This is a genomic window from Streptomyces sp. NPDC060205, assembly GCF_042728395.1.
Classification (GTDB): Bacteria; Actinomycetota; Actinomycetes; order Streptomycetales; family Streptomycetaceae; genus Streptomyces.
The window spans coordinates 1-16,700 of sequence record NZ_JBHWZP010000206.1; the positions used below are offsets into that span (position 1 = coordinate 1).

General features: G+C 71.5%; 12 protein-coding genes. 9 read left to right on the forward strand and 3 right to left on the reverse strand.

The features are described 5' to 3' along the window. Positions 1 to 270 precede the first annotated feature (270 nt). On the forward strand, positions 271 to 1,083 hold the full coding sequence (locus ACFWGJ_RS29435) for an SAM-dependent methyltransferase (RefSeq protein ID WP_387330597.1): 813 nt from the start codon (positions 271 to 273) through the stop codon (positions 1,081 to 1,083). Further along, a complete protein-coding gene (locus ACFWGJ_RS29440) occupies positions 1,080 to 3,215 on the forward strand; it encodes a putative bifunctional diguanylate cyclase/phosphodiesterase (protein WP_387330600.1) in 2,136 nt (711 codons plus the stop codon). Before ACFWGJ_RS29435 ends, ACFWGJ_RS29440 begins: the two co-directional genes overlap by 4 nt. A gap of 367 nt (positions 3,216 to 3,582) precedes the next feature. On the opposite strand, the gene ACFWGJ_RS29445 is transcribed toward ACFWGJ_RS29440, so the two are convergent. Then, positions 3,583 to 4,467 carry a LysR family transcriptional regulator gene (locus tag ACFWGJ_RS29445; RefSeq protein WP_387330603.1) on the reverse strand — a complete coding sequence of 295 codons (885 nt, stop codon included), beginning with the start codon at positions 4,465 to 4,467 and terminating at the stop codon, positions 3,583 to 3,585. A 94-nt stretch (positions 4,468 to 4,561) separates the two neighbouring features. Here ACFWGJ_RS29445 and ACFWGJ_RS29450 point away from each other — a divergent pair, with 94 nt between their 5' ends. The 6 genes from ACFWGJ_RS29450 (at position 4,562) to ACFWGJ_RS29475 (ending at position 12,065) form a co-directional block, all read left to right on the forward strand. Next, positions 4,562 to 5,269 (forward strand): succinate dehydrogenase, encoded by a 708-nt coding sequence (locus tag ACFWGJ_RS29450; RefSeq protein WP_387330606.1) that lies wholly within the window; start codon positions 4,562 to 4,564, stop codon positions 5,267 to 5,269. A 1-nt stretch (position 5,270) separates the two neighbouring features. Continuing rightward, on the forward strand, positions 5,271 to 7,268 hold the full coding sequence (locus tag ACFWGJ_RS29455; RefSeq protein ID WP_387330609.1) for a fumarate reductase/succinate dehydrogenase flavoprotein subunit: 1,998 nt from the start codon (positions 5,271 to 5,273) through the stop codon (positions 7,266 to 7,268). After that, entirely contained in the window at positions 7,265 to 8,014 is a 750-nt protein-coding gene (locus ACFWGJ_RS29460; protein ID WP_387330612.1) for a succinate dehydrogenase/fumarate reductase iron-sulfur subunit, read from the forward strand. Before ACFWGJ_RS29455 ends, ACFWGJ_RS29460 begins: the two co-directional genes overlap by 4 nt. Positions 8,015 to 8,316: 302 nt before the next feature. After that, entirely contained in the window at positions 8,317 to 9,087 is a 771-nt protein-coding gene (locus ACFWGJ_RS29465; protein WP_387330615.1) for a GNAT family N-acetyltransferase, read from the forward strand. Between the two features lie 617 nt (positions 9,088 to 9,704). Next, positions 9,705 to 10,511, forward strand: a complete 807-nt coding sequence (locus ACFWGJ_RS29470) for a lysophospholipid acyltransferase family protein (RefSeq protein ID WP_387330618.1) — start codon at positions 9,705 to 9,707, stop codon at positions 10,509 to 10,511. Positions 10,512 to 10,544: 33 nt separating this feature from the next. Further along, a complete protein-coding gene (locus ACFWGJ_RS29475; RefSeq protein WP_387330621.1) occupies positions 10,545 to 12,065 on the forward strand; it encodes an acyl-CoA synthetase in 1,521 nt (506 codons plus the stop codon). Here ACFWGJ_RS29475 and ACFWGJ_RS29480 read toward each other — a convergent pair. After that, positions 12,053 to 14,428 (reverse strand): ATP-binding cassette domain-containing protein, encoded by a 2,376-nt coding sequence (locus tag ACFWGJ_RS29480; RefSeq protein ID WP_387330625.1) that lies wholly within the window; start codon positions 14,426 to 14,428, stop codon positions 12,053 to 12,055. The genes ACFWGJ_RS29475 and ACFWGJ_RS29480 overlap by 13 nt on opposite strands. 122 nt (positions 14,429 to 14,550) lie before the next feature. Further along, positions 14,551 to 15,567, reverse strand: a complete 1,017-nt coding sequence (locus ACFWGJ_RS29485; protein WP_387330627.1) for an LLM class flavin-dependent oxidoreductase — start codon at positions 15,565 to 15,567, stop codon at positions 14,551 to 14,553. Positions 15,568 to 15,769: 202 nt separating this feature from the next. Here ACFWGJ_RS29485 and ACFWGJ_RS29490 point away from each other — a divergent pair, with 202 nt between their 5' ends. Beyond that, on the forward strand, positions 15,770 to 16,657 hold the full coding sequence (locus ACFWGJ_RS29490) for a sugar phosphate isomerase/epimerase family protein (RefSeq protein WP_387330630.1): 888 nt from the start codon (positions 15,770 to 15,772) through the stop codon (positions 16,655 to 16,657). Positions 16,658 to 16,700 lie beyond the last annotated feature (43 nt).

Sequence of the window (16,700 nt, forward strand, 5' to 3'; positions counted from 1 at the left end):
GCCCTCCGCACCGCGCGGAGGGAGCGAAACGGCTTTTTCACATCCGAGCGCGTCACGGCGCGGCTCTTCGGTGGTTCCGCCCGTGACTCCGCGCGGTTCCACCGGATCTCTTTGGAATGCTTCGGGGCGATTTCGCTGGGCCTTCCATTCGGCACGTGCCTGAGGCAGTGGCCTTGAACGGACGGTCAATTTCCGTTTCCACTCGCTCCATTGGCGGGCGATCAGTAGCCTCAGCTCGAACACCGGATCGTCTACGCCTTGGAGACATAGATGGAGCGTCCCGCCTGGGCCCCACGCGGCATCGACATCTCGGTGCCCAGCGTGAGCCGCATCTACGACTACTACCTGGGCGGATCGCACAACTTCGAGGTCGACAGGGAAGCCGCGCGCAGGGCCATGGAGTTCATGCCGGGACTCCCCAAGGTCATGCAGGCGAACCGGGCGTTCCTGCGTCGCGCGGTGCGCTTCGCGGCCGCCGAGGGCATCGGCCAGTTCCTCGACATCGGCTCGGGCATCCCCACCTTCGGCAACGTCCACGAGGTGGCCCAGAGCGCCCGCCCCGGCGCCCGTGTCGTGTACGTGGACCACGACCCGGTGGCCGTCGCGCACAGCGAGGCCGTACTGGCCGGCAACGAGAACGCGGACGTCGTCACCGCCGACCTCCGCAAGCCCCGGGAGATCCTGGCGAGTCCGCGTCTGCAGCGTCTGATAGACCTGAATCAGCCAGTCGCCCTTCTTCTCGTTGCCATACTGCACTTCGTGGAGGACCAGGACGACCCGTACGATGCCGTGGCCGAGCTGAGGGACGCCCTCGCGCCCGGCAGTCTGCTCGTCCTCACGCACGCCTCGTACGAGGGGATCCCGCTCCCCCCGGAGCGGGCCGGGGGCGCCGTGGACGTCTACAAGGACATCCGAAACCCGCTGATCATGCGCTCGCGCGAGGACATCGCGCGGTTCTTCGAGGGGTACGACATGGTGGAACCCGGACTGGTGCCGATGCCGAACTGGCGGCCCGACCCGGCGTCCGAGGACGAGGATCCTTATTCCTACTCGGGTTTCGCGGGCGTGGGGCGCACGGCGTGACCGCGGAGCCGGACGGGCCGGAGGACAGACTGCGCAGGTTCGCGACGATCTGGAGCCGGGCCGTCTTCCCGGTGACCGCCACGTCGCTGACCCGCCCGGAGTTCGAGCAGCGCCTCGTGCCGCTCGCCAGGCGGCTCAGCGAGGCGCTGCGGGCCAGGACGTTCGAGGCGGCCGAGGGACAGGCCGTCGGCGCCGCCCTCATCGGGGCGCACTGCACGGAACCCGAAGCGCTCAGCGCCACACTCGACTGCGTCGACGCCTATCTGGTGCTCTACTGCGGCGGCGACGGAGCCCAGGACGCCCTGCGCGCCCGCTCCGCGCGGCTGCAGCACGCCATGGCGGCCGGGTTCGCGCGGGCGCTGCGGGAGCGGACGCTGGCCGAGCAGGAGACCATCGCACGCGCCGCGCTCCAGGCCCAGGGGATCGTCGCGGACGCGCTGCACGCGACCGAGGCACGCTTCCGCGCGGTCTTCGAGGGCGCGGCCATAGGCATCGGCGTCGCGGACCTCGACGGCAACATCCTCCAGGTGAACAACGCCCTGCTGCGGATGTTCGGCGGCACCGAGCAGCTGATGCGCGGGCGGAACGTCATGGAGTGGACCCACCCCGAGGACGGCGCGCAGGTCTGGCGGCTCTACGAGGAGCTGGTGCGCGGCGACCGCGAGCACTACCACGTCGAGAAGGCCTTCTACCGGCCCGACGGCACGGTTCTGTGGACCAACCTCACCGTCTCGCTGCTGCGCGACGCGGACGGCCGGCCGCAGTACCAGCTCGCCCTCATGGAGGACACCACCGAGCGCAGGCTGCTCAACCTCCGGCTCCGGTACGAGGCCACGCACGACGCGCTCACCGGACTGCCCAACCGCACGCTGTTCTTCGAGCGGCTCGACAAGGCGCTCGCGGCGGGCGACGGCCAGCGCTTCGGGCTCTGCTACCTCGACCTCGACGGCTTCAAGACCATCAACGACAGCCTCGGGCACGCGGCGGGCGACCGGCTGCTCGTCGAGGTCGCCGACCGGCTGCAGTCGTGTGCGACCGCGCCCGGCGAGATGGTGGCCCGGCTCGGCGGCGACGAGTTCGTGGCCCTGACCACCGGGCCCGACACCGAGAGCGAGGTCGACGCGCTCGCCGACCGCATCATGAACGCGCTGGTCACGCCGGTGCGTATCGACGGCCGTGAACTCACCGTGCGCGGCAGCATCGGCATCGTCGAGGGACCCGCGGGCGAGCGCGGCCCGGCGGAGGTGCTGCGCAGCGCCGACATCACGATGTACCGGGCCAAGTCGGCGGGCGGCAACCGGTACGAGCTGGCCGACGCCGAGGCGGACGCCCGCGCGATCACCCGGCACGGGCTCACCACGGCGTTGCCCGCGGCGCTGGACCGGGGCGAGTTCTTCATCGAGTACCAGCCGCTCGTGCATCTCGGCGACGGCAGTGTGCACGGCGCCGAGGCGCTGGTGCGCTGGCTGCATCCGCAGCACGGGGTGCTCGGGCCCGACCGGTTCATCCCGCTCGCCGAGCACACGGGGCTCATCGTGCCGCTCGGCCGCTGGGTCCTGGAGCAGTCGGTCCGGCAGGCGCGCGAGTGGCAGGAACGTCACTCCGACGCCGGTCCGCTGCGGATCAACGTCAATCTCTCGCCCTGCCAGTTGACCCACCCCGGGCTCGTCTCCGACACGGTGGACATCCTGGAGCGGATCGGTCTCGAACCGGACGCGCTCTGCCTGGAGGTCACCGAGTCGGCGCTCATCGGGGCGGACGACGACCTGTTGAAGCCGTTGCGCCGACTGGCCGAGATGGGTGTGGACATCGCGCTGGACGACTTCGGTACGGGGTACTCGAACCTGGCCAATCTGCGGCGGCTGCCGGTGAGCATCCTGAAGCTCGACCGGTCCTTCACGCAGGGCATGCAGCAGTTTCCCGCCGATCCCGTGGACCTGAAGATCGTTGAGGGGATCGTCTCGCTGGCCCACAGCCTGGACCTCGCGGTCACGGTGGAGGGGGTGGAGACGGGGGCGCAGGCGGAGCAGCTGCGGCTCCTGGGCTGCGACACGGCGCAGGGCTGGTACTACGCCCGCCCTGGGCCGCCGGACCGGCTGCACGACCTGGCGCTGGTCGACGCGACGGGTTGAACGGGGCCCCCTGGGGGAGGGGGCGACCCGTTGTCTTGACGCGCGCGTGCGTCGCGGCTGGTCGCGCAGTTCCTCGCGCCCCTGAGGGGGGAGGGGGTGGCGGCTTGTTTTGACGTGCGGGTGCGTCGTGGCTGGCCGCGCCGTTCCTCGCGCCCCTGATGGGGCTGCGGTTGCGCGCCCCGTCAGGGGCGCGGGGAACTGCGCGCTCAGCCACGATGCACCCGCATGGTTGAAACGCACCGTCACCCCCTCCCTCCTAGGGGCGCGGGGAACTGCGCGACCAGCCACGACGTACCCGCACGGTCAATTGCACGGGCACCCCCTCCCCCCCCAGGGGCGCGGGGAACGGCGCAGCGAGTGGCGTCGCTCATCGTTCCAGCAGCATGCGTTGCAGCTCGCGTGCAGCCCGTGGTGGCGCCACGTCACTGCGGTGGGCCAGCGCGATGGTCCGGCCCAGCCCGGGACGGGCCAGCGGCGTCACCCGCAACCCCGCCCCCGACCGCACCGCCACCATCCGCGGCACCACGGCCACCCCCAACCCCGCCCGCACGAACCCCAGCACCGCATCCATCTCCCCGCCCTCGACCGCGAAATCCGGCTCGAACCCCGCGGAGCGGCACGCGGCGACGGTCAGCTCCCGCAGGTCGTACCCGTGCCGGAACATCACCAGCCGTTCCCCCTCCAGGTCGGGGACCCCGACGGTCCGCCGCCCGCCCCCCGGCGCGGGCGCCTCCGGCGAGGACACCACCACCAGGTCCTCCCGCAGCACCTCCACCGTGGTCAGCGCCGGCGACGGCGTCGGCAGGGGGAGCACGACCAGCGCGAGATCCAGCGCCCCGCGCGCCAGCTCCCGTACCAGGTCGTGCGAGCCGCCCTCCTCGATCAGCAGCCTGATCCCGGGGTAGCGGTCGTGGAAGGCGCGCAGCACATCCGGCAGCAGCCCCGTGCACAGGCTCGGCGTCGCCCCCAGCCGTACCCGCCCGCTGCGCAGCTGCGCCAGTTCCTGCACCTCCTGCCGGGCCGTCTCCGCGTCCGCGAGGATGCGCCGCGCGAGCGGCAGCAGCGCCTCCCCGGCATCCGTGAGCGTGATGTTCCCCCGCGCCCGGAGGAAGAGGTCGGCCCCCAACTCCCGCTCCAGCGCCTTGATCTGCTGAGAGAGCGACGGCTGGGCCACGTGGACCACATCGGCGGCCCGGGTGAAGTGCCGGGTCTCGGCGACCGCGACGAAGTACTGGAGCTGCTGGAACTGCATACCCCCAGCGTACGCCCGCGATAGGCACAGCCTATGGAAACGAGCCGGACCATGTCTTGGACCGATGGACCCTGCCGGCCGTAGCGTCGATCACATGGCTCTGGCAACGCGGACGGAACGAAAACCGTCCATGACGCGCACCATGTGGGACTCGCCCCTCGGCAAGAAGACCGTGATGGCCGTCAGCGGCCTGATCATGCTGGGGTACCTGGCCGTCCACATGCTGGGCAACCTGAAGATCTTCTTCGGTGAGGGCGAGTTCGACCACTACGCCCACTGGCTGCGTACCCTCGGAGAGCCCTTCCTCCACTACGAGTGGGCCCTGTGGATCGTCCGGGTGGTCCTGGTCGTCGCCGTCGTCGCGCACGCCGTCTCCGCGTACCAGCTCAGCCGCCGTGACATCGGGGCGCGCCCGGTGAAGTACGTGCACAAGAGGCCGCGCGCCAGCTACGCCACGCGGACCATGCGCTGGGGCGGGATCATCCTCGGCCTGTTCATCGTCTGGCACATCCTGGACCTCACCACCGGCACCGTCCACGCGAACGGCTTCCAGCACGGTCACCCGTACCAGAACGTGATCGACACCTTCTCCACCTGGTACGGCAACGTCATCTACATCGTCGCCGTACTGGCGCTCGGCCTGCACGTCCAGCACGGCTTCTGGAGCGCCGCACAGACCCTGGGCGTGGGCAGCCGCACCCGCGACCGGGCCTTCAAGACCATCGCCAACGTGCTCGCCGTGGTGCTCACGGCGGGCTTCGTCGCCGTACCCGTGGGCGTGATGACCGGAGTGGTGAGCTGACATGAGTGCTGAATTCGCCGGGACCAACGAAACCAACGCTTTCGCCGGACACGGCACCTTCGCCCAGTACGCGACCGGTGAGCCGCTCGTCGACACCAAGGCCCCGGAGGGGCCGGTGAACGAACGCTGGGACACCCGCCGCTTCGACGCGAAGCTGGTCAACCCCGCCAACCGCCGCAAGCACACCGTGATCGTCGTCGGCACGGGACTCGCGGGCGGCGCGGCCGGGGCCACGCTCGCCGAACAGGGCTACCACGTCGTGCAGTTCTGCTACCAGGACTCCCCGCGCCGGGCCCACTCCATCGCCGCGCAGGGCGGGATCAACGCCGCGAAGAACTACCGCAACGACGGCGACTCGGTGCACCGCCTGTTCTACGACACCGTCAAGGGCGGCGACTTCCGCGCCCGTGAGTCGAACGTGCACCGCCTCGCACAGATCTCCGTGGAGATCATCGACCAGTGCGTCGCGCAGGGGGTGCCGTTCGCGCGGGAGTACGGCGGTCTGCTGGACACCCGGTCGTTCGGCGGGGTGCAGGTGTCCCGGACGTTCTACGCTCGCGGGCAGACCGGGCAGCAGCTCCTGCTGGGCGCCTATCAGGCACTCAGCCGGCAGATCGCGGCCGGCACGGTGGAGATGCATCCCCGGACCGAGATGCTCGACCTCATCGTGGTCGACGGGCGGGCGCGGGGGATCGTGGCCCGCGATCTGATCACCGGGAAGATCGACACCTATTACGCGGACGCCGTCGTGCTGGCCAGCGGCGGGTACGGCAACGTCTTCTACCTGTCGACCAACGCCATGAACTCCAACGCCACCGCCATCTGGCGGGCGCACCGACGGGGCGCGTACTTCGCCAATCCGTGTTTCACGCAGATCCATCCCACCTGCATCCCGCGCACCGGGGAGCATCAGTCGAAGCTGACGCTGATGAGCGAGTCGCTGCGCAACGACGGCCGGATCTGGGTGCCTAAGGCCAAGGGCGACGACCGGCCGGCCGACCGGATCCCGGAGGACGAGCGGGACTACTACCTGGAGCGCATCTACCCGGCGTTCGGCAACCTCGTACCGCGTGACATCGCCTCACGGGCCGCGAAGAACGTGTGCGACGAGGGCCGCGGGGTCGGGCCCGGCGGGCAGGGCGTCTACCTCGACTTCGCCGACGCCATCGCGCGGATGGGCCGCAAGGCCGTGGAGGCCAAGTACGGCAACCTCTTCGACATGTACGCGCGGATCACCGCCGAGGACCCGTACACCGTGCCGATGCGGATCTATCCGGCCGTGCACTACACGATGGGCGGCCTGTGGGTGGACTACGACCTGCAGACCACCGTGCCGGGCCTGTTCGCCATCGGCGAGGCCAACTTCTCCGACCACGGGGCGAACCGGCTGGGCGCGTCCGCGCTCATGCAGGGCCTCGCCGACGGCTACTTCGTGCTGCCGTCCACCATCAACGACTACCTCGCCCGCAACCCGCACCACGAGACGGTCGACGACGAACACCCCGTCGTGCAGGAGGTGGTGGCCGACACCGAGGACCGGCTGCGGCTGCTGCTGGCCGTGGACGGCGACCGCACGCCCGACTCCTTCCACCGTGAACTGGGCGAGCTGATGTGGGAGTTCTGCGGCATGGCCCGTACGGAGTCGGGGCTGCGCAAGGCGCTGGAGCGCATCCCGCAGATCCGGGAGGAGTTCTGGCGGCGCATCAAGGTCCCCGGCACCGGCGAGGAGTTCAACCAGTCGCTGGAGAAGGCCAACCGGATCGTCGACTATCTGGAACTGGCCGAACTGATGTGCCTGGACGCGCTGCACCGCGAGGAGTCCTGCGGCGGCCACTTCCGCGAGGAGTCCCAGACCCCCGACGGTGAGGCGGCCCGCCGCGACGAGGAATTCTCCTACGCGGCCGCCTGGGAGTTCACCGGCACCGGCGACGCACCCGTCCTGCACAAGGAAGATCTCGTCTTCGAGTACGTCCACCCCACCCAGCGGAGCTACGCATGAAGCTCACCCTGCGCGTCTGGCGGCAGCAGAACGCCGACGCCGACGGAGCGATGTCCACGTACGAAGTGGACGGCATCTCGGCCGACATGTCCTTCCTGGAGATGCTCGACACCCTCAACGAGGAACTCATCCTCGCCGGTGACGACCCCGTCGCCTTCGACCACGACTGCCGTGAGGGCATCTGCGGCGCGTGCTCGCTGGTCATCAACGGGGACGCGCACGGCCCTGAGCGCACCACCACCTGTCAGCTGCACATGCGGTCCTTCCACGACGGGGACACGATCGACATCGAGCCGTGGCGGGCCTCCGCGTTCCCCGTCGTCAAGGACCTCGTGGTCGACCGGTCCGCGTTCGACCGGATCATCCAGGCCGGCGGGTACGTCAGCGTGCCGACCGGGGCCGCGCCGGAGGCGCATGCCACGCCGGTGCCGAAGGCTGACGCGGACTTCGCGTTCGAGCACGCGGAGTGCATCGGGTGCGGGGCGTGTGTGGCCGCCTGTCCCAACGGGGCCGCGATGTTGTTCACCTCGGCGAAGGTGAATCATCTGAACGTGCTGCCGCAGGGGGCTCCCGAGCGGGAGACGCGGGTGCTGGACATGGTCGCGCAGATGGATGAGGAGGGGTTCGGGGGGTGCACGCTCGTGGGGGAGTGTGCGACTGCCTGCCCCAAGGGGATTCCGTTGTTCTCCATCACCGGGATGAACAAGGAGTGGCTGCGGGCCGGTCGGAAGGCTGCCAAGCGGTAGGGCTGGCCGCCCTTTTGCGAACTGGCTTCGGTTGTGGGTCGGGTGCGGGTGCGTGGGGGCTGGTCGCGCAGTTCCCCGCGCCCCTTGGGGGCGAAAGACTGCGCCGTTCCCCGCGCCCCTTACGGGGCTGCGCCCCGTTGCAGGGTGGGGCTCACCCCTGGCATTCAGCAAGCTCACACTCGCTCTCTCTCCGTGGGTTACTCGGTGGTCAGCCGGGGTCGGAAGAACAGGAGCGCACGGGCCGAGGCATCGCGGTCCGTCGCGCCGCTCCGCCGCATCCGGCCTGTGACCAGGAGAGAGCCATGACCGGCGTTTCCACGCTCGACAGCCCCCCACTGTCGACGGCACCCACCCGCTACACCGTCACCCTCGCCCGCGACGCGTCCGACGTCCGGGACGCGCAGCGACTGCGCCACGACGTCTTCGCCGGGGAGATGGGCGCCCTGCTGGCCACTTCGCAGCCGGGCCTGGACGTCGACGCCTTCGACGCGTACTGCGACCACCTGCTCGTGCGCGACACCACGACCGGCCAGGTCGTCGGCACCTACCGGCTGCTGCCGCCCGAGCGCGCCGCGGTCGCCGGACGGCTCTACTCGGAGAGCGAGTTCGACCTCGGGCCCCTCGCCGCCATCCGCTCCGGCCTCGTCGAGGTCGGCCGTTCCTGTGTCCACCCCGACCACCGCGACGGCGCGGTCATCGGCCTGATCTGGGCCGGGATCGCCCGCTACATGGTCGACGGCGGCCACGAGTGGCTGGCGGGCTGCTGCTCCATCCCGCTCGCCGACGGCGGCACGCTCGCCGCGGGCACCTGGGACCGGGTGCGGGACAAGCACCTCGCGCCCGAGGAGTACCGCGTACGGCCGCTGCTGCCCTGGGACCCCGAGGGTGTCGCTCGGGAGGGCCGTGCCGAGCTGCCCCCGCTCCTGCGCGGCTATCTGCGCCTGGGCGCCTGGGTCTGTGCCGAGCCGGCCCACGACCCGGACTTCGGCGTCGCCGACCTGTACGTGCTGCTGTCGATGCGCCGGGTCAACCCGCGCTATCTGCGGCACTTCCTCTCCCTCGTGCCCGCGTGATGAGCGCGTCCCGCACGGGCGTGATGGGCGTGATCCTGCGTCCCCGCCGGGGTCCGGCGACCTCTGCCGGGCCGGGCGAGGGCGGCGCCCCCTTCCTGGGCCCCGTGACCGGCCCCGTGACCGGAGGGGTGCCGCGCCCGCGCCGCGGCGGCTCACCGCCCACCCCCGGCCGGGCTGCTCCCGGTCCGGCGACCTCCGGTCGGGCCACCTCCGGTCCGGCTACCTCCGGTCCGGCGACCTCCGGTCGGGCCACCTCCGGTCCGGCGACCTCCGGTCGGGCCACCCCCGGTCCGGCTACCTCCGGTCCGGCTACCTCCGGTCCGGCTACCTCCGGTCGGGCCACCTCCGGTCCGGCTACCTCCGGTCCGGCTACCTCCGGTCGGGCCACCCCCGGTCCGGCTACCTCCGGTCGGGCTGCTCCCGGTCGGGCCACCCGCGGTCCAAGTGGCATCCGGCCGACCGCTCCCCGTCCGTCCGGAGCGCGCCCGGCCACCGCTCCGGCCATCACTCAGGCCACTTCCCCGGCCATCGCTCAGGCCACTTCCCCGGCCGTCGTTCGGGTCGCTGACCCGGCGAGCGTCTGGCTGCCCAGTGCCCCCTGCACCCCGGGGGCCTGCGTGGAGTCCGTACGGGCGGTCGCCGCCGGGCCGCGTGCCGTGCTGCGGCTGGTCTCGCTGGTAGTCGTGGTCGCCATCGGGATCGCGCTGATCCCGGCCGTCGCGCGGATTCCCGCGGCCTTGCGCGACCGGCTCATCAGACGGTGGTGCCGGACGATCGTGCGCGCCGCGGGCGTACGGCTGCGGACCACCGGCGCGGCCCCGCCCACCGGCGGACTGCTGCTGGTGGCCAACCACATCTCCTGGCTCGACATCCCGCTGCTCGCGGCCGTCCGGCCCGCCCGGATGCTCGCCAAGGCGGAGATCCGGCAGTGGCCCGTGGCCGGGGCGCTCACCGCGAGCAGCGGCGCGCTGTTCATCGAGCGCGACCGGCTGCGCGCGCTGCCCGAGACGGTCGGGCGGATCGCGCGGTCCCTGCGCGCCGGCGGGGCGGTCGTGGTCTTTCCCGAGGGGAGCACCTGGTGCGGCCGGGCCCAGGGCCGCTTCCGCCGGGCCGCCTTCCAGGCCGCCCTCGACGCGGACGCCGCCGTCCAGCCGGTGCGCCTGCGATACCGCCAGGACGGCGGCGCGACGAGCACCGCACCCGCGTTCGTGGGCAGCGACTCGCTGCTCACCTCGGTGTGGCGGGTCGTGTCGGCCCGCGACCTCGTCGCCGAGGTGCGGGTCGGGGCGCTGCTCCCGCCGGGCTCCGCCCCCGACCGGCGGACCCTCGCCCGGGCCGCCGAAACGGTCGCCGTCCACTCCGGCTGCGAGGTACATCCGAGTGCCCGGACTCACGTGAACAGGGAAGCGCACGCACACCTCTGACGGTCCGTCACCTACCCGGGGTACCGTCCCCGCATGTACCCCGGAGCGTACGACCCCGCCAGGACGGCCGTCGTCACCGCCGACGGCGGCCGTGCCCTCACCTACGGCCAGTTGGAGGACCGCTCCCTGCGGCTCGCCGACCATCTGCGGTCCGCCGGCCTGCGCGTCGGCGACCATCTGGCGCTCCTCGCCGACAACGACCCGCGCATCCTGGAGGTCTACTGGGCGGCACTGCGCTCCGGCTTCTACCTGACAGTCGTCAATCACCACCTGACCGCCGACGAGGCCGCCTATATCGTCCGCGACTGCGGGGCGAGGGCGCTCATCGTCTCGGCGCCGCTGACCGAACTCGGATGCGCTGTCCGCGAGTTGGTGCCGGACACCGCACTGCACCTGAACTTCGACGACGGCTCGTACGAGCGCGCCCTCGCCGACGCCTCACCCGAACCTCCGGCCCATCAGCCGCGAGGCGTCGACATGCTCTACTCCTCCGGCACCACGGGCCTGCCCAAGGGCATCGCGCCGACGCTCCCCGAGGGGGACGTCCGCGAGGAGATGAGCATGTACCAACTGCTCTTCCAGCCCATGTACGGCTTCGGCGAGGACACCGTCTACCTCTGCCCGGCCCCGCTGTACCACGCGGCGCCCCTGCGCTTCAGCTTCGTGGTGACCGCGACCGGCGGCACGGTCGTCCTCATGAACTCCCTCGACTCCTTCGATCCGCGCGCCGCGCTGGCGGCGATCGAACGGCACCGGGTCACGCACAGCCAGTGGGTGCCCACCATGTTCGTACGGATGCTGAAGCTGCCGGACGAGGTGCGCGACGCGTACGACGTGTCGTCGACGAGGGTCGCCGTCCACGCCGCCGCGCCCTGCCCCGTCGAGGTCAAACGCCGGATGATGGACTGGTGGGGCCCCGTCCTGTACGAGTACTACTCGGCGACCGAGGCCAACGGGATCACCTTCGTCGGCCCCGAGGAGTGGCTGCGCAAGCCCGGGACGGTGGGCCGCGGCGGATTCCTCGGCGAGCTGCGGATCTGCGACGACGACGGCAAGGTGCTGCCCGTCGGCGAGACCGGGACCGTGTACTTCGAGCGCGACGAACTCCCCTTCCGCTACCACAACGACGAGGCCCGCACCCGGCAGGCACAGCACCCGGAGCATCCGAACTGGACGACCACCGGGGACATCGGACACGTCGACGAGGACGGCTATCTCTTCCTCACCGACCGCCGGGCGTTCACCATCATCTCCGGTGGCGTGAACATCTACCCGCAGGAGATCGAGGACTGTCTCACCCTGCACCCCCAGGTCGCCGACGTGGCGGTCGTCGGCGTACCGGACCCGGAGATGGGCGAGGCGGTCAAGGCCGTCGTCCAGCCCGCCCCCGACGCGTCGCCCGGCCCGCGACTCGCCCGCGAACTCCTCGACTTCGTCCGCGACCGCATCGCCCACTACAAGGCACCCCGCAGCGTGGACTTCACGGACGCACTGCCGCGTACACCCACGGGCAAACTGGCCAAGTCCAAGCTGCGGCAGGCCTATTGGGACTGAGAGCTGCCCGGCTCCAGCGGGCCGCTCCCGGGCAGCGCACGCGCGAGGTACGGAGCCGTGGCGCTCCCCGCCGCCCGCGCCACCTCCGCCGGCGGTCCCGCCGCCACGATCCGTCCGCCCGCGTCGCCGCCGCCCGGGCCCAGGTCGATCACCCAGTCGGCGCCCGCCACCACCGCCATGTCGTGTTCCACGACCACGACGCTGTGACCGCCGTCGACCAGACCGTGCAACTGCCGCATCAGCACCTCGACATCGGCCGGGTGCAGACCGGTCGTCGGCTCGTCGAGGAGATAGAGCGTATGGCCCCGGCGTACGCGCTGGAGCTCGCTCGCCAGCTTGATGCGCTGCGCCTCGCCGCCGGAGAGCTCGGTCGCGGGCTGGCCGAGCCGCAGATAGCCGAGGCCGACGTCCAGGAGCGTGGCGAGGCTGCGGGCCACGGCCGGGGTGTCCGCGAAGAAGTCCGTGGCGGCCTCGACCGTCAGGTCGAGCACCTGTGCGATGTTCCTCCCCCGGTACGTCACTTCGAGCGTCTCGCGGTTGTAGCGGGCCCCGCCGCAGTCCGGGCACGGGGCGTAGGTGCTCGGCAGGAAGAGCAGCTCGACGCTGACGAACCCCTCGCCCTGGCAGGTCTCGCAGCGCCCGCCCGGGACGTTGAACGAGAACCTGCCGACCCCGTACCCGCGACCGGCCGCCTCCTCGGTCCCGGCGAAGACCTTGCGCACGACGTCGAAGAGGCCCGTGTACGTGGCGAGGTTCGAGCGGGGTGTACGGCCGATGGGCTTCTGGTCGACGCTCACCAGCCGTCCCACCCCCGGCAGTTGCTCCGTGATCTCCCCGATGAGCGTGGACTTGCCCGACCCGGAGACCCCGGTGACCGCGGTGAGGACACCGAGGGGGAACTCGGCGGTCGCGCCGCGCAGGTTGTGACGCCGCACCGGCCCGACCTTCAACCAGTCGCGTGCCGCGCGGACTTCGCGTACCGGGGCGGGGGAGCGGTCGAAGAGGAACCGGCCCGTCGCGGACCCGGCGACGTGTTCCAGTTCCGCCACCGGGCCGCTGTGCAGCACCCGCCCGCCGTGCTCGCCGGCCTTCGGGCCCACGTCGACCAGCCAGTCGGCGCCGCGCACGACGTCGAGGCTGTGCTCCACGACGAACACCGAGTTGCCGGCCGCCTTCAGCCGGTCCAGGACCGTGAGCAGGGCCTCGGTGTCCGCCGGGTGCAGTCCGGCGGACGGTTCGTCCAGGACGTACACGACGCCGAAGAGGCCGGAGCGCAACTGCGTGGCCAGGCGCAGCCGTTGCAGCTCGCCCGCCGACAGGGTCGGGGTGGACCGGGCGAGGCTGAGATAGCCGAGGCCCAGTTCGGTGACGGGGGAGATACGGGCGAGCAGGTCCTCCGTGAGGACGCGGGCCGTCTCCGAACCGCCTTGACCGGCAAGGGACTCGGCCAGTTCGACGAGCGGCAGCGCGGCCAGCTCCGCGATGGTCCGGCCCGCGAAGGTCACCGCGAGCGCCTCGGGCCGCAGCCGGCTGCCACCGCACAGCGGACAGGGCGTCGCGGCGAGGAACCGCTCCGCCTTCGCCCGCAGCGTCTGGCTCCGGGAGTCCGAGAACGTCTTCAGCACATAGCGGCGTGCGCTCATGTACGTGCCCTGGTAGGGGCGTTGGATGCGGTCGGCGTCCCGTACCGGATGGACCGTCACGACCGGCTGCTCGTCCGTGAAGAGGATCCACTCGCGCTGCTGGGCGGGCAGGTCGCGCCACGGCCGGTCGACGTCGTACCCCAGCGCGTCGAGGACGTCGCGCAGGTTCTTGCCCTGCCAGGCGCCCGGCCACGCGGCGATCGCGCCGTCCCGGATCGACAGCGCCGGATCGGGGACCAGCAGCTCCTCGGTCGTGCGGTGCACCTGCCCGAGCCCGTGGCACTCGGGGCAGGCCCCGGCGGCCGTGTTCGGCGAGAAGGAGTCCGAGTCGAGCCGTTCGGCGCCCGGCGGATACTGCCCGGCGCGTGAGAACAGCATCCGCAGGGAGTTGGAGAGGTTGGTGACCGTCCCCACCGATGAGCGCGAGGTGGGCGTCGACCGCCGCTGCTGGAGCGAGACCGCGGGCGGCAGTCCGCTGATGTCCCCGACCTTCGGCGCCCCCACCTGATGGATCAGCCGCCGCGCGTACGGGGCCACCGACTCGAAGTACCGCCGCTGGGCCTCCGCGTAGATCGTCCCGAAGGCCAGCGACGACTTCCCGGACCCGGACACCCCCGTGAACACCACCAGCACATCCCGCGGAATGTCGACATCGACCCCCTGCAGATTGTGCTCACGCGCACCCCGCACACGGACGTACGGGTCATGGGGGCTGTGCATGGGGTGACTCCTATGGAAGGAAGGGCGTGTCCTGAGCCCCGTAAGGGGCGCGGGGAACTGCGCGACCAGCCCCAGCCGGCCCGCACTCACCCCACAAACCCGAGGTCACCCCAGTGGAACACTCATACCGGCCCCAGCCCCACGACCCGCGCCAACCGCCGGAACGAGTCCACCAGCCCCTCCCGGTCGTACGTACTGGTCGTGACCAGCACCTCGTCCGCCGAGGTCTCCTTGATCACCGTCGCCAGCTCATGCGCGACCTGCTCCTCCGTCCCGGCGATCTGGCCGGAGAGCCCCGCCTCGTAGAAGCCCCTCTCCTTCTCCGTCATCGCCGGCGCCAGCGACTCGACCCGCTCGGCGGACGGCAGCGGCGGAAACGTACCGTGCGTGCGTGAGTACGCCATCGACCACGCCTCCGGCAGCAGCAGTCGCCGTGCCTCCTGAGGCGTCCCCGCGACCGCGACCGTGCCCGAGATGACGACGTACGGCTCCGACGCCCACACGGAGGGCCGGAACGTCTCGCGGTAGTGGTCGATGCCGCGGCGCATCTTCTCGCGGTTCCTGAGGTCGCCGATCACCATGGGCAGCCCGGCCCGGGCGGCGATCGTCGCGCCCTCGCCCATGGCCAGCACGAACGGCGGCACGCTCAGGCCCTCGGCGGGGCGTGCGCGCACCCCGGTCGGGGAGGTGCCGCGGAACCAGCCCAGCAGCTCGTCGAGCTGCGCCGCGAAGTCGTCGGCCACGTCCTTGTCCCGGCCCAGCGCCCTGCGTACGCCGTCCGTGAACCCCACGGACCGGCCGAGACCCATGTCGATACGGCCGGGGAAGAGGGATTCCAGGACGCCGAACTGCTCCGCCACCACCAAGGGCTGGTGGTTGGGCAGCATCACCCCGCCCGTGCCCACCCGGATCGAGCGGGTCGCGGCGGCGACCGCGGCGGCCAGGACGGTCGGCGCGGAACCGGCGACACCCGGCACTCCGTGGTGCTCCGACACCCAGATGCGGTGGTAGCCCAGCCCCTCCAGCTCCCGCGCCAGCCGGACGGTGTCACGCAGCGCCTCGGGGGCGCCGTGGCCCTCCCGGGTGCGCGAGCGGTCGAGGACGGAGAACCGGGTCCGGTGGTCCTGCTGGTGCGCCATGGCTTCTCCGCCGGCCTCTCCGCTGGAAGGAACGAGGGTGCTGGGGCTGTGCTCCGTCCTCTGTCTCAACAGCCGTCGCGCCGATTTCTTCCGCGGGGGTTTCGGCAGGGTGACGAATGACGGGAAAAAGATGGACACGGTGAGGCCCCGCTGAGGGATCGACCCCTTCATTTTTGGGCCGCGATGCACTTAACGTTGCGCCATGGACACTCGATCACCGCGGATCGCCGGTGCGCCCATCTCGTGGGGCGTGTGCGAAGTACCCGACTGGGGTTACCAGTTGACGCCCGAGCGCGTGCTGAAGGAGATGCGCGAGGTCGGCCTCGCCGCCACCGAGTTCGGGCCCGAGGGCTTTCTGCCCGGCGAGCCGGCGGCCATGGCGCAGGTCCTCGCCCATCACGACCTCCAGGCGGTCGGCGGCTTCACCCCGCTGCTGCTGCACGTACCCGGGCACGATCCGCTGCCCGAGGTCGACACGCTCCTGGAGAGCTATGCCGCGTCCGGGGCCGACGTCCTCGTCCTGTCGGCGGTCACGGGGCAGGACGGGTACGACTCCCGGCCCGAGCTGGACGCCGACGGCTGGAAGCTGCTGCTCTCCAACCTGGACCGCCTGACCGCGCTGGCCGCCGAACGGGGCGTACAGGCGGTGCTGCACCCGCACGTCGGCACGATGGTCGAGAACGGCGAGGAGGTGCAGCGGGTGCTGGAGCACTCCGCGATCTCGCTCTGCCTCGACACCGGCCACCTGCTGATCGGCGGCACCGACCCCGCCGAGCTGACCCGGCAGGCCCCCGAGCGGATCGCCCACACCCATATGAAGGACGTGGACGCCGCCCTCGCCGCCAAGGTCCGGTCGGGGCGCCTCAGCTACACGGACGCCGTCCGGGACGGCATGTACCGGCCGCTCGGCGCCGGTGACGTGGACGTCCGGGCCATCGTGAGCCACCTCGGGGCCCGCGGCTACGACGGCTGGTACGTCCTGGAGCAGGACACCATCCTCACCGACGAGCCCGCCGGCAAGGGGCCCGTCGACGACGTGTGGAGCAGCGCGGAGTTCCTGCGCTCGGTGCTCCGCGACACACAAGGGTGATGCTCCGCTGAGGCGAGACCGCTCAGGCCGTGGACGGAAAAGC

Coding starts and splice junctions, on each gene's coding strand:
- ACFWGJ_RS29435 (WP_387330597.1), top strand. CDS start 271: ATGGAGCGTCCCGCCTGGGCCCCACGCGGCATCGACATCTCGGTGCCC.
- ACFWGJ_RS29445 (WP_387330603.1), bottom strand. CDS start 4,467: ATGCAGTTCCAGCAGCTCCAGTACTTCGTCGCGGTCGCCGAGACCCGG.
- ACFWGJ_RS29450 (WP_387330606.1), top strand. CDS start 4,562: ATGGCTCTGGCAACGCGGACGGAACGAAAACCGTCCATGACGCGCACC.
- ACFWGJ_RS29455 (WP_387330609.1), top strand. CDS start 5,271: ATGAGTGCTGAATTCGCCGGGACCAACGAAACCAACGCTTTCGCCGGA.
- ACFWGJ_RS29460 (WP_387330612.1), top strand. CDS start 7,265: ATGAAGCTCACCCTGCGCGTCTGGCGGCAGCAGAACGCCGACGCCGAC.
- ACFWGJ_RS29465 (WP_387330615.1), top strand. CDS start 8,317: ATGACCGGCGTTTCCACGCTCGACAGCCCCCCACTGTCGACGGCACCC.
- ACFWGJ_RS29475 (WP_387330621.1), top strand. CDS start 10,545: ATGTACCCCGGAGCGTACGACCCCGCCAGGACGGCCGTCGTCACCGCC.
- ACFWGJ_RS29480 (WP_387330625.1), bottom strand. CDS start 14,428: ATGCACAGCCCCCATGACCCGTACGTCCGTGTGCGGGGTGCGCGTGAG.
- ACFWGJ_RS29485 (WP_387330627.1), bottom strand. CDS start 15,567: ATGGCGCACCAGCAGGACCACCGGACCCGGTTCTCCGTCCTCGACCGC.
- ACFWGJ_RS29490 (WP_387330630.1), top strand. CDS start 15,770: ATGGACACTCGATCACCGCGGATCGCCGGTGCGCCCATCTCGTGGGGC.